The 12,646-nt window shown below is 55.7% G+C and carries 9 protein-coding genes; 4 read left to right on the top strand and 5 right to left on the bottom strand.

The annotated features are described in order from the left end of the window. Nucleotides 1-12: 12 nt before the first annotated feature. Both sds and murI read right to left on the bottom strand, forming a co-directional pair. Complete coding sequence (gene sds / locus IQ265_RS21160; protein WP_194057278.1) at nucleotides 13-984, bottom strand: solanesyl diphosphate synthase; 972 nt, start codon at nucleotides 982-984, stop codon at nucleotides 13-15. 726 nt (nucleotides 985-1,710) lie between these two features. Continuing rightward, nucleotides 1,711-2,556 carry a glutamate racemase gene (gene murI, locus IQ265_RS21155; protein WP_194057276.1) on the bottom strand — a complete coding sequence of 282 codons (846 nt, stop codon included), beginning with the start codon at nucleotides 2,554-2,556 and terminating at the stop codon, nucleotides 1,711-1,713. A 1,139-nt stretch (nucleotides 2,557-3,695) separates the two neighbouring features. Here murI and IQ265_RS21150 point away from each other — a divergent pair. Next, on the top strand, nucleotides 3,696-4,679 hold the full coding sequence (locus IQ265_RS21150; RefSeq protein ID WP_194057273.1) for an RNA polymerase sigma factor, RpoD/SigA family: 984 nt from the start codon (nucleotides 3,696-3,698) through the stop codon (nucleotides 4,677-4,679). Between the two features lie 286 nt (nucleotides 4,680-4,965). Here IQ265_RS21150 and IQ265_RS21145 read toward each other — a convergent pair whose 3' ends face one another. Then, nucleotides 4,966-6,717 (bottom strand): diguanylate cyclase, encoded by a 1,752-nt coding sequence (locus tag IQ265_RS21145; RefSeq protein ID WP_194057271.1) that lies wholly within the window; start codon nucleotides 6,715-6,717, stop codon nucleotides 4,966-4,968. Between the two features lie 69 nt (nucleotides 6,718-6,786). Next, nucleotides 6,787-7,062, bottom strand: coding sequence for a hypothetical protein (locus IQ265_RS21140; protein WP_194057269.1), 276 nt, complete (start codon nucleotides 7,060-7,062; stop codon nucleotides 6,787-6,789). A 594-nt stretch (nucleotides 7,063-7,656) separates the two neighbouring features. On the opposite strand from IQ265_RS21140, the gene IQ265_RS21135 reads away from it, so the two are divergent. The 3 genes from IQ265_RS21135 (at nucleotide 7,657) to IQ265_RS21125 (ending at nucleotide 11,203) form a co-directional block, all read left to right on the top strand. Continuing rightward, nucleotides 7,657-8,712, top strand: coding sequence for a cytochrome c oxidase subunit II (locus IQ265_RS21135; protein ID WP_194057267.1), 1,056 nt, complete (start codon nucleotides 7,657-7,659; stop codon nucleotides 8,710-8,712). 93 nt (nucleotides 8,713-8,805) lie between these two features. Then, nucleotides 8,806-10,482, top strand: a complete 1,677-nt coding sequence (gene ctaD, locus IQ265_RS21130) for a cytochrome c oxidase subunit I (RefSeq protein WP_194057265.1) — start codon at nucleotides 8,806-8,808, stop codon at nucleotides 10,480-10,482. Nucleotides 10,483-10,585: 103 nt separating this feature from the next. Then, the gene (locus IQ265_RS21125) at nucleotides 10,586-11,203 is read left to right on the top strand and encodes a heme-copper oxidase subunit III (protein WP_194057263.1); all 618 of its coding nucleotides are present in this window, start codon (nucleotides 10,586-10,588) and stop codon (nucleotides 11,201-11,203) included. A gap of 145 nt (nucleotides 11,204-11,348) precedes the next feature. On the opposite strand, the gene IQ265_RS21120 is transcribed toward IQ265_RS21125, so the two are convergent. Beyond that, nucleotides 11,349-12,503, bottom strand: coding sequence for an acetamidase/formamidase family protein (locus IQ265_RS21120; protein ID WP_194057261.1), 1,155 nt, complete (start codon nucleotides 12,501-12,503; stop codon nucleotides 11,349-11,351). Nucleotides 12,504-12,646: the final 143 nt, after the last annotated feature.

The raw sequence follows: 12,646 nt of genomic DNA, 5'->3' as shown, positions 1-12,646 counted from the left end.
GTTACAGGTTTTCTAAGAAATGCGCCGCAGCACGTAGCTGGTCAAATCTTGCAGCGCCTGACGGGCGGCGGAGGGCGGCAGGTGCTCTAGACAAGTAGCGGCCTGACGGGCGTGATGGGCCGCCAGATCGCGCGATCGCCCAATGCCGCTACTGCAGTGCACTAATTCTATCGCCTGATCAAAGTCATTGGCCTCAGAAAACTCGCGCTCGATCAGGGTCGTCAGAAAGGGATGCTCTACCATGGCGTAGAGCACCGGGGCTGTGAGGTTGCCGCTCTTGAGGTCAGAGCAGGCGGGCTTGCCCAGTACCTCGTCAGAGCTGGTGAAGTCGAGAATGTCATCGACTACCTGAAAGGCTAGGCCCAAGTGACGGCCGTAGTCGTAGAGCTGTTCAATGGTCGTTTCGGGCATCTCGCTGAGCACCCCAGCCGCCTTGGCGCTATTGGCCATCAGTGAGGCGGTTTTAAAATAGCTTTTGTCTAAGTACGCATCGATGGAGAGGCTGGTGTCAAAGCGGTTCAGCCCCTGCTGAATTTCGCCCTCCGCCAGATCCATAATCACCTGGGAGAGCAGCTTGACCACCCGCAGGTTGTCGAGGTTGGCCAGGTACCACGAAGACTGAGCGAATAAAAAGTCTCCGGCCAGCACGGCAATGCGATTGCCAAAACTGCTGTGTACGGTAGGCACTCCTCGCCGCAAACTGGCCTCGTCAACAACGTCGTCGTGCACCAGGCTGGCGGTATGAATCATTTCGGTAATTTCGGCTAGGCGGCGGTGCTTAGCCGTAATGTCTTGCCCCGGCAGGGTGGCCTTAGACAACAGCAGCACAATGGCCGGGCGCAACCGCTTGCCTCCAGCCCCAAATAGATGTTCTGCCGCTGCTGACAGAATGGGATGCCTGGTACCAACTAACCCCTTTAGGTTTTGGGTCATTTGGTCAAGGTCGGACTCAACTGGCGCGAAAAGAGAAGTTACTGAAGTCATGGACCCCGGCAAGAGCGGTAAAGTTACGAATTTTTACATATTCTATCGTCATTCTAAGGCAACCCCGGAGGGAGTATTGGTAAAAGCCGGAGCTTTTCTCGGGCCATGGACCTCAAACCCAGCTGTGGCGGCGGTTTTGCTCTAAGGCCAAAACCTTTGTAACAACAGCACTGTGGCGGTTGGCCCTGCGATCGCAGCAAGGCGTGAAATGGACATAGTTAATTTTGGCCACTGCCAAAATTTATACCGCTTCAGGCTCAGAATCAGCCTCTCGGCTAGAGAATCCCGTGATAGACTTAAATTAAGAATTTCTCAAGATAACAAGCAAGTTCTGAACGGCTGCTAAGGCCCGGTTATTGCTTGTTTACTCCTTTGAGTTGGTCTCGGCGCTGGGCGGTTTTTCCACCTGTTTTCTAAGCGTCAGGTCGTTTTTATACGGTTTAAGGGTGTGTGATCTCACCCCCAATAGTCGTCGGGCAAAATTCCTTCCCCAAAGAAGGGGTGAGTTTGTGCATCCTTTTGGCTGCTACTAAACCTAGCTTGTCCACCCGAGTTGTCGGGCTTTATTGCTTATTTACTACCTCTGCTGACCATGACTTACGCTTCCTCCCTATGGGTTATTCCTCTGCTGGCGATCGCTTATCTACTGGTGGTCTATGGAGCGCTGCTGCTGGCTAAGCGAGCCAGCAGCTCGCGCCGCACCGAAGGCTAAAGGGCCAGGGTCGTTTAGCCCTGGGGCTGAACGGCTAGCTCGGGTAGGCGAATTTGACTGACTTTGGGCTGATGACCAAGCCACTGTACGGCCAGTCGCTTGAAGTCGGCGGCTGACCCGCTGACGTAAAATTCTGTAGACCAGGCAGGAACACTGCTGCGCAGACCGAGGGCATCGAGTTCTTGAACGGCGGCCGCCACCATTGAAACAGCTGGGTCAACGTATTGCATAGTGTTGGGCAAAATTGACGTCAGCACCGGAGCCAGGTGGGGATAGTGGGTGCAGCCGTACACCAGAGTGTCAATGTTAGCCGCCATTAGCGATCGCAGGTAGGTTGCTGCAACCTGCTGGGCGTGGGGCGTGTTGATTTGGTTTTGCTCAACAATGGGCACAAACTTGGGGCAGCCCACCTCCCACACCTGGCAGGTCGGTGAGATTTCTAGAATGGCGTGGGTGTAGGCCTGGCTGTTAACGGTGGCCTGGGTCGCAATCACCCCAATGCGTTTGCCTCTAAGGGCGGCGGCCTGAGCTCCCGGACGTACAAGCCCCAGCACCGGAAACGGAAACTCATTCTGCACCTGGTCGAGGGCCAGAGCCGAACTGGTGCTGCAGGCCATCATCACCATCTTGACGCCCTGCTCGGCCATCCAGGTCAAGATCTGGCGGGTAAAGTAGAGAATTTCTTCGGGCGATCGCGACCCGTAGGGCAGCCGCGCCGTATCGCCAAAGTACAGCACCGACTCGTTGGGGAGCTGACGATAGATTTCGCGCAGCACCGTCAGGCCACCTACTCCACTGTCAAAAATGCCGATAGGAGCGGGTCTCGTGGTCAGCAGACGGTGGTTTAGCCCGTAGTTCATGGGTGCTTATGCCTATGAATGAAAAAATAATCTCACTGAGTCTACCGGGTTTGAGCAAATTTCGGGTGAATTTGGGGCAGGTTGTAGAACAAGTTTTGAGCTGGGGTTTGGCGCGATACCCAGGGGCTGCCATCGATTAACTGCTGATGGCCCAAAAATTAGTAGCTGCAGCCCTCGCCTGCTTTTTAGGTCGGGCGTGACAACGCTGGTGGGACAAGCATTGTAGCGAGAACTGCTGACATGCCTAAGCCCTTCGTAAAATTTGCTGTCGCCCACAGGCCAGGCCCACAGGGGTTTGTAGTATGTTGTTGCCCTGCCATAGGGTTGCCATACCGTCGACACACCGCTGTTACATAGTCTAGGTAATCTCAATGGTGAGGGATTTTAGCTAAGCTGCCCAGGCTGAGCTGCCCAGGGGGTGTGATTGCCATTTCAGTCAGCGTGGTTCGGTTTTCCCAGGGGGGAAGCCCCATAGAGCGAAGGAGTTAGATCCGTCACTATCTATATAGAGATAAATGTTTTGCCCGGTATGCCAGCTAGCGTCTGCTGATCCTAGAACTGACACATCTGATGCAGACCACTGCGTAGGAGCTAGTTACTCTAAACCATGGAAACAAAGCCGTGCCCCTAGCCGTCAAACAGGCAACTACAACTTGTAACACTTTACGCAACTAGAAAGTTGTTATATTCTGAAGGAGTAAACTCATAATGCCTTCGAGTTTGAGCCTAGGGGTTGACCTCAGCGCTCCACTCAGAATGTTCTGTCCGTGGTTCAGGCTGGCGACCCCAACGCTGGTACTTTCAAAGCCATGGTCCCGCCTGTCACCTCGTTTCGCCTCATTTCAATAGAAATGCGTTGCAAGTGATTAATTTAATCCTGATCTTTCAGGGTCAGCTCAGGAAATTATAGGACGCTAGTTTTAGACGAGTTGGGCGCGAATGAAGACGCAGCGTACCAGGCTCGGTGTCATCGGCAGTTAACAGATTAGCGCAGTTCTGCAGAGTCAGGCATTTTTAGGTTTTTTTAGGGATCGAAAACGAGTTCTGCTGGGTCATCAGTGCTTCAATTTTTTGAATTTCAGGTTTCTGGGTTTTGGGTTTCGGCGTATTCGCATTGTCAGTGGAGGAAAGGTTAATTCATGGCTAAAACAAAGACTCGCACATTAAAAAGCAAGCCCCTCTACAGTGCCGACGCTGTAAGAACCTACCTCCATGAGATTGGTCGGGTGCCCCTGCTGACCCACGAAGAAGAAATTATCTTTGGTAAGCAGGTGCAGTCGTACATGGCGCTGCTAGAGCAGAAGGAAAGCTTGACTGAATCTCTAGGCCACGAACCCAGCCAGGCTGAGTGGGCTGAGGCGGGTGGGCTGAGCGAAGAGCAGCTCAAGCAAACCGTGCGCCAGGGCGAGCGGGCCAAGCGCAAAATGATCGAGGCCAACCTGCGCCTGGTCGTTGCGATCGCCAAAAAGTACCAGAAGCGCAACCTGGAGTTTCTGGATCTGATTCAGGAAGGCACCCTGGGGCTTGAGCGCGGCGTTGAGAAGTTTGACCCCACCAAGGGCTACAAGTTCTCGACCTACGCCTACTGGTGGATTCGCCAGGCGATTACCCGCGCGATCGCCCAGCAGGCGCGCACCATTCGCCTGCCCATTCATATCACCGAAAAGCTCAACAAGATCAAGCGAGTGCAGCGCGAGCTGTCTCAGCAGCTGGGCCGCAGCCCTAATGCCAATGAAATTGGTGAAGCGCTGGAGCTAGAGCCGAAGCAAATTCGCGAGTTTTTGGTGCTGGCGCGGCAGCCTATTTCCCTGGATGTGCGCATTGGCGACAACCAGGATACCGAGCTGCAAGAGCTGCTTGAAGACGACGGCATTTCGCCCGAAACCTTCACAGCTCAGGAATCACTTAAGCAGGATATTCGCAACCTGCTCTCTGAGCTTACCCCTCAGCAAAAAGAAGTGATTACCCTTCGCTACGGTCTAGAAGACGGCAACGAGCTGTCGCTGGCCAAGGTGGGCAACCGCATGAATATCAGTCGAGAACGGGTGCGTCAGCTTGAACAGCAGGCCCTCAAGCACCTGCGTCGTCGCAAGGCCACCATGCACGGCTACATCGCCAGCTAGCGGGCTATGGCTAACGCTATGCCCCTCAGCAGCGGACACAGAATGGTCCGCTGCTGAGGGGCGTTTTTATGCCGTTGACTAGCTGAATACTAAGACGCCATAGCGCCGGCCAGTTCGATGAGGACAGTTCTACCGCCTGTCGCCCAAACCGGGACGGCGAACTGGCGTATAGCTATCGCCTGTAGGTGCCGATGAAAACGCCGAAAACGCCCTCCCTCTATGGCGACGGCTGTACCAGGCAAGCAAACGACCCAGTTTGGGCAACGCTTGCTACGGCTGGCCAATGCTACGTTTTGGTGCTTCGGCTAACGCTGTAGAACCAGGCTTCGGCTTGGGTTTGGTTGCGGCCTGAGTGCTTGGCGCGGTAGAGAGCCAGGTCTGCTTTGCTAATCAGATCATTGATGTGGGGCAGCGGCGCATTGGCGTCTGGGTTGGCGGGCCAGCACGACAGCCCTATGCTGGCGGTAACCGAGAGTGGGTCGCTGCCGCTGTCAAAGGGCGTGGTAGCAATCATCTGTCGCAGCCGTTCGGCCCCGCTCAAGGCCTGGGTTTGATCGGTTTCAGGCATCATCAAAATAAATTCTTCGCCGCCGTAGCGGGCCAAAATATCGCTCTGGCGCAGGTTAGTCTTGATCCGCAGGGCAATGTCGCGCAGCACGGTATCGCCGACCAGGTGACCATAGGTGTCGTTGATAGTTTTGAAATGGTCGATATCGATCATGAGCAGGGTGACCGGGCGATTGAAGCGGGCCGATCGGGCCAGTTCTTGGCTGGCTAACTCAATGAAGTGGCGGCGGTTGTAGATGTGGGTGAGTGAATCGCGCATCGCTAACTCCTGTAGGGCGATTTGGGCGGCTTTGATTTCGGTGATGTCTTCGACCGCTCCTTCGTAGTACTGAATGGTGCCGGAGGCATCGGCGATCGCCCTGGCCACCACCCGTACCCACAGGTTGCGCCCATCCGATCGCGATAAATTCAGCTCGCAATCCTTTAGGGTGCCCGCCTGCCTCAGGTAGTCGCGCCAGAGCATGGGCTGGGCCTGATCAATCACCGGGCTGCTGGGTTGAATGGGGCTAGCCTGCAAAAGATCGGCGATCGCATCGAAGCCAAAGATACTCAGCAGCGCTGGGTTGCCGTCGAGGGGTTGTCCCTCAACGCTGAAGCGACACAGGCCGATTGGTACGTGGTCAATTAGGCTGCGGTAGCGAGATTCTGAGGCCTTGAGCTGGTCGGCCATCCGCTGGGCGGCAGTGATGTCGTGCAGGAAGGTGACCAGGGCTCGGCGATCGCTGATATCTACGGCGGTAGCATAGATTTCGACAGCCATGCTGTGGCCAGTTTTGCTCAACAGCTGCCCCTCCCCAGGGCCAGCGGCGACGGCCCCCAGGGTTGTTAAGTCGAGTTCTGGCCCTGGGGCCACCAAATCGGCAAGCGTCAGCGTTTCAAGGTCTTGGCTACTGTAGCCGACCCACTGCATCAGGCGCGGGTTGCCGTAGACCAACCGCTCGTCTTGAAAAATGGCTACCCCTACGTTGGCCTGCTCCACAATTGACTGAAACAGCAGCGTCACGGCATCACGGCCCTGCTCACCTAGACGTGGGTAGCGCTGAAAAACCTCTGCCGCTAAAACGCCTGCATCGATAGCGGTTGAACCAGCGGGTGTGCTGGGCCAGTCTAGGCTGCCCCGGAGGACCTCAGCAGCTTCCAGATGTTGGAGAGCCAGCTCAAAAAAGCCCATCGATTTGTAGGTTTGAGCTAGCTGGCGGTGGCACTCGTAGAGATCGTTGAGGTTCTGCTGCTCTAGGGCAATGGCGATCGCCTGCTGAATTGACGCTACTGACAGCGAAGGTTGCCCCTGCTCCAGATGCGCGTATCCCAGCCGCTGCAGGGCCAACACCTGGGCCTTAGGATGGCAGCTGTGCTGGGCCAGGCCCAGAGCGTGCTCGAAGGCTGCTAAGGCCTGGACGTAGTTGCCCTGGGCTAAAAATTCTTCGCCGCTGCTCAGCCAGTTAGCGACGTGGTGGGGAAGTGGGGGCATAGACAACCGAGCGTGAGGGCAAGAGCAGAGGCTGAACTGCAAGGCTGAACCGAAGCTGAACCAGCGGGCTTAAAACTGACCCGTAACGCGCTTCTCAAACTCCTGCCGCACCGACTCTGCAATTGCGATCGCCTCAGGATAGATATCGGCATGGGACTCTTTCAGCCAGGCAACCAGGCGGCTAAACTGGGCATTGCGCAGCTCGAGGTCGGCTTGAAAGATGGAGGCGGTAGCCATGTGCTGGGCGTAGGCAGGCGGATGCCCTTGTCTGACAAACTGGGCCGTCAGCGCCACGAGGGCTTCTTTGCGAACGTCGGGCTGGCTCGGGGCCATCGAAAATTCCATGGTGCAGTTTCTCCCAGGGTACGAAAACTCCTCAGCGGCAACTAGTTCTACCGACCAAGTATTTTGCTTAGCATGCCCACCCCCCAGTGCCCACCCCAGCTCGCAAGAAAAAGTAACTCTATACCCGGTGGTGCTCACGGCTTGCCGATGCTCCCTAGGCAGCAAATTTAGCCAATGGTTTCTGGAGCTAGACCGCCTGCGAGCTGCCACCTCTGAACTGAAATGTCTAAACTAGACAGGGGTTAGAAAAAATCAACCACCAGATAGCAGCTTGACGGTCAATATCCTTTAATTTTGGCAGGATCCAGCCTACGGCCGCAAAAACGATTGATTTGTTATCAAAGTCCTGATTTCTTGATAACTTGCCAGGTTACAAAAACCAGGTTACAAAACTTTGTGAAAAAGCTGTGGATGGCTAACAGAGTTGAAGCAAATCAAAAGTTTCTCAAGCCCGGCCAGGTCTGCCCTTTAGCATGCAGAGAGACATGGCTGATGATTTTTTGGCCCTGACAGTTAATTCGCAAGTTCTAGGTGCATGTCCTCAACATTGAATAGGTTCTGCATCTTTCGCAACATCTCCGCAGGAGAGTAGCCATGAAACAAATTCCCGCCCCCTTTTGGACGCTGGTTCTCGGTATCGCAGTCACCCTGATAAGTCTATGGGTGGGGCAAAATCACAATCTGCTGCCGGTGCAGGCCTCAGAACAGGCACCCCTGGTAGACGACCTATTTGGCGTGATGGTCACTATCGGTACTGCCCTGTTTATTGTGGTACAGGGGGCGATCGTTTACTCAATGATTCGCTTTCGCCGCCGCAAGGGGGACGACACCGACGGCCCACCGATCGAGGGCAACCTACCCCTAGAAGCCTTCTGGACCGCTATTCCCAGCATTATTGTCGTGGGCTTGGGGCTGTACAGCGTGGTGGTGTTTCAAGAAATGGGCGGCTTTTCGCCTGGTGGGCACCACGGCCACGGCGCGATGGTAGCTATGGCCCCGCAGCAGTCGGTGATCGATGTGGCTCCGCTGTTGGCTCAAATGGGTCCAGGTGAGAATGCCGACGCCGATGTCTACTCCAAAAGTCAGGTATACGGCTTTGGAGCCAGCCCGCTGCTGCAGCCCAACCAGCCCGATGTGACGGTAAATGTCACCGGCATGCAGTTCGCCTGGATTTTTCGATACCCCGATACTGGCATCACCGATGGAGAACTGCACATTCCCGTGGGCAAAGACGTGCAGCTCAAGATCGAGGCCCAGGACGTAATCCACTCCTTTTGGGTGCCGCAGTTTCGCCTCAAGCAGGACGCCCTACCCGGTGAACCCGGTGAACTACGCTTTGTAGCAACTCGCGAGGGCACCTATCCGGTAGTCTGTGCCGAACTGTGTGGGTCTTACCACGGTGCCATGCGGACCCAGGTGATTGTGCACTCCCCCGAAGACTATGCCGATTGGGTGGCCAGTCGGGTGGCCGAGGCGACGTCGACGACAACGGTGGCTCAGCCTCTGGAGAACCCTTCTGATGCCGAGTATCTGGCCGCAATGGTCAAAGACCGGCCTACGGCCATCGCTCCAGATTTGGCTCAATCCCCGGTACAAATTGCCCAGATGGACCACACTCAGATGGACCACGGGGCTGCTCAAAACCCCTAACTCCGCTTTGGCTAGCCGTTCTGGCTATTGTCCCTTCGACCAATTCCCTCTGGGTTCGCCACAGTTTTATAGCCCTTTAGCAAAACCCAATTTATGGCTCAAGCAGAAGTTTCCATCAAACCCACTGAGGCTCAAGGCGGCCACGGCCACCCTGACAAGTGGAAATGGTACGACTACTTCACCTTCAACGTTGACCACAAGGTCATCGGTATTCAGTACCTGGTAACGTCGTTTTTGTTCTATTTGGTGGGGGGCTTTATGGCGGTGCTGATGCGCACCGAGCTAGCTACCCCCGACTCTGACTTTCTCAGTCCCGAGCTGTACAACGCCTTTTTGACCAACCACGGCACAATCATGATCTTTCTATGGATTGTGCCAGCGGCGATTGGGGGGTTTGGCAACTTTCTGATTCCGCTGATGATTGGGGCGCGGGACATGGCTTTCCCTAAGCTCAATGCCCTGGCTTTTTGGCTTAACCCACCTGCGGGTGCGGTACTGGCCGCCAGCTTTTTCCTGGGCGGTGGTGCCCAGTCGGGCTGGACTTCGTACCCGCCCCTGAGCGAAATTACCGCCAACCTGCCCCAGACTCTGTGGTGCGTAGCCCTGATTATGGTGGGTACTTCCTCCATTCTGGGATCGGTGAACTTTTTGGTCACCATCTGGAAGATGCGGGTGCCCAGCATGGCCTGGGATCAGATGCCGCTGTTTTGCTGGGCCATGGTGGCAACGTCGATTCTGGCCCTGTTTGCGACGCCGGTGCTGGCGGCGGCGCTGATTCTGCTGACCTTTGACATAAACTTTGGCACCTCGTTCTTTAAGCCCGACGCGGGCGGTAACGTGGTGGTTTACCAGCACCTGTTCTGGTTTTACTCGCACCCGGCTGTGTATCTGATGATTTTGCCGATTTTCGGCATTATGTCGGAGGTGATACCCGTACACGCCCGCAAGCCAATTTTTGGCTACAAGGCGATCGCCTACTCGTCGCTAACCATCTGTCTGGTGGGCCTGTTCGTGTGGGTGCACCATATGTTTACCAGCGGCACCGCTCCCTGGATGCGAATTTTCTTCACCATTTCAACGCTGATTGTGGCCGTGCCCACGGGGGTCAAGATCTTTAGCTGGGTGGCGACGCTGTGGGGCGGCAAAATTCGCTATACCACCGCCATGCTGTTTGCGGTGGGGCTGCTGTCGATGTTTGTATTTGGCGGTCTCAGCGGCGTTACCCTGGGGGCTGCGCCCTTCGACATCCACGTGCACGATACCTACTACGTAGTAGGCCACTTCCACTACGTGCTGTTTGGCGGGTCGGTGTTTGGCATTTACTCAGGGGTGTACCACTGGTTCCCTAAAATTACCGGGCGCATGCTCAACGAGGGCCTGGGCAAGGTGCATTTTGTGCTGACCTTTATTGGCACCATTCTCACCTTCACCCCCATGCACAATCTTGGTATGCAGGGGATGCCCCGCCGGGTGGCCATGTATGACCCGCAGTTTGCCCACCTAAACCAGCTCGTTACAGTCGGTGCCTACATTTTGGCGGTGTCGGTAATTCCGTTCTACATCAACGTGATTTGGAGCTGGATGGCGGGCGCTAAGGCTGGCCCCAACCCCTGGAATGCCTTGACCATGGAGTGGACGACCGATTCGCCACCCATCATCGAAAACTGGGAGGTGCTGCCGGTGTTGACCCACGGCCCCTACGAGTACGGCATGGATAAAGCCGATCAGGTCGGCCCGGCGGGAGAACCCACTGAGGCAACGCGGGTGTGATACGGCGGATTCACCGGGAGCAATATACTCTCGGTGATCCCCTCGCTCTGATCTTCTCACCTTCTCCACTCACCCCTCTCTACCCTTTACCCCCCAAGACCCTATGCAAGGCTCAATTGACTCGAATGCTGCCGTGGCTAACGGCCATGAGGTGGCGGCCCACGAAGAGCACCAGGATTTGCGGGTGCTTGGCCTGATTACCTTTTTGGCCTCAGAATTTTTGATGTTCGCGGGCTTTTTTGCCGTATTTTTGGTCTTTCGCGGCAGCCATGTGCAGTGGCCGCCCGAAGAGACCGAGGTGGAACTGCTGCTACCGGCGGTGAACACCCTGATTCTGGTGTCGAGCAGCTGGGTAATTAACCTGGGCACCAAGGCGATTAAGAAAAACGACCTGGCGGGCATGCGCAAGTGGTTTGGCATCACCGCCGCTATGGGCGCAGTGTTTTTGGCTGGTCAGGTGTATGAGTATATGAACCTGGGCTACGGTTTGAAAACAAACCTGTTTAGCAACTGCTTTTATCTGACGACGGGCTTCCACGGGGCGCACGTGTTTATTGGGCTGTTGCTGATTTTGGGGGTGCTGTGGCGATCGCGCCGCGCCAACCACTACAGCGACATCACCCACACCGGCCCGGAAATGGCCGAGATCTACTGGCACTTTGTGGACGTAGTGTGGATTGTGCTATTTACCCTGATTTACCTGCTGACGCTGCTTAATTAGACGCGTTAAAAACTGAAGAACCCCAGATGCTTAGAGAATCTGGGGTTCTTTTCTAATCCAGGGGTTGCTTGCTTTATACGCAATCCGATTTGGTAAACCCCAGTTCGTGATCAGGAATCCTGTAGGGGCGTAGCATGCTACGTCCCTACTTCTCCAGAGCCGTGAAGCGATCTTTGGGAATTACCCCGTGGATGCCTTTGACAATATCCACCACCTGAGACACTTCGAAGTCAATATCGGCACTGCCGTAGAGCAGCGCGTCGGCCTTAGTCAGGCCGTACTTGTCGTTCATAATTCGCAGGTATTCGCGCACCGACTTCTTCATCGCTTCGTTGAGGTCAACATCGAGACCAACGGCAATCCAGGCATCGGCGGTTTCACCCATGGGTGCGGGTAGCTCCATGTCTTTGTGCAACACCAGTTCGAAGGTGGGCAGCAGTGAGCATTCGATCGCGGTCAACGCCACTTCGCCATTGCCTTGGGCGCAGTGCGGGTCGCCGGAGTAAAACAGCGCTCCGGGCACCTGCACCGGTAGGTACAGACTGCTGCCCCGGCCCAGGTGCTTAATGTCTACGTTGCCGCCGTACAGCCCCGGCGGTACCGAGTTGGCCGCGTCTTCTACCGCCGCAGGCACCACGCCCATCAGACCCATAAACGGTTTGAGGGGAATTTCGAGATCGGGTAGCCCATTGGAGGGCTTAAAGATACCAATTTCTCGCTCAGCGTCGATGGGAATGATTTTGGTGTAGATCGGCGCTTCGTTTTCGGGGTATTCGCCTGGTAGGGCACCGCGACCGTGGCGGTTTGAGATCACGCCGTAGGGTGCCCGGTACTCGATGTCGATGGTTTTGATCTCCAGTACGTCGCCCGGTTCTGCCCCTTCGACGTAGATAGGCCCGGTAATTACGTGGGGGCCAGGGCCAGATTTGGGTACGGTGCCCTTGATGGTGAGCTGGTCGGGCAGAATCTCGTCTGCCTTGATGCCGCCGCCGGTCAAAAACTCTACGGTGTCGCCCTGGTCGGCCAAAATGCCTTCGTGGGAGACGGTCTCCATGCGGATGCGATCGCCCGACTTAACCGTCAAAATTGGCGCGCTGTCGGGCTTAAACAGCTCACCCCAGATCACATTGCCGGGTACTGACTTGACTTCGTAGGTTGTAACCTGGGCCGTAGCCGGGGCAAACCACGACGACCAGGCCGTCGCCACCAGCAGGCAAACTCCAACTCCACTGACGAGCTGTAGCAGCCGCTTTGACGATCTCAGGAACGGCTGCCGCTTGATTCGCTTAAACAATTTCATAGACTTAACTGACCATACTCAGATCTTGCACCTGGTAATCTGAACGTCAATCCCCTGCTGTAGTAACAAGGGGCGTTTTCGCTCGATGTCGGCCAATAACAGGGAAACTACCACATCTGCCAGGGCAACTTCCAGCACAACAG

Source organism: Nodosilinea sp. LEGE 06152, from assembly GCF_015207525.1.
GTDB lineage: Bacteria > Cyanobacteriota > Cyanobacteriia > Phormidesmidales > Phormidesmidaceae > Nodosilinea.
Note: the sequence above shows the minus strand (reverse complement) of the source record. Positions and strands in the feature narration are given on the sequence as shown.

Excerpts from the sequence above, each read along its gene's own strand:
- IQ265_RS21125 (WP_194057263.1), top strand. The coding sequence starts at position 10,586 with ATGCAAGGCTCAATTGACTCGAATGCTGCCGTGGCTAACGGCCATGAG.
- IQ265_RS21140 (WP_194057269.1), bottom strand. The coding sequence starts at position 7,062 with ATGGAATTTTCGATGGCCCCGAGCCAGCCCGACGTTCGCAAAGAAGCC.
- IQ265_RS21145 (WP_194057271.1), bottom strand. The coding sequence starts at position 6,717 with ATGCCCCCACTTCCCCACCACGTCGCTAACTGGCTGAGCAGCGGCGAA.
- IQ265_RS21150 (WP_194057273.1), top strand. The coding sequence starts at position 3,696 with ATGGCTAAAACAAAGACTCGCACATTAAAAAGCAAGCCCCTCTACAGT.
- sds (WP_194057278.1), bottom strand. The coding sequence starts at position 984 with ATGACTTCAGTAACTTCTCTTTTCGCGCCAGTTGAGTCCGACCTTGAC.
- murI (WP_194057276.1), bottom strand. The coding sequence starts at position 2,556 with ATGAACTACGGGCTAAACCACCGTCTGCTGACCACGAGACCCGCTCCT.
- IQ265_RS21120 (WP_194057261.1), bottom strand. The coding sequence starts at position 12,503 with ATGAAATTGTTTAAGCGAATCAAGCGGCAGCCGTTCCTGAGATCGTCA.
- IQ265_RS21135 (WP_194057267.1), top strand. The coding sequence starts at position 7,657 with ATGAAACAAATTCCCGCCCCCTTTTGGACGCTGGTTCTCGGTATCGCA.
- ctaD (WP_194057265.1), top strand. The coding sequence starts at position 8,806 with ATGGCTCAAGCAGAAGTTTCCATCAAACCCACTGAGGCTCAAGGCGGC.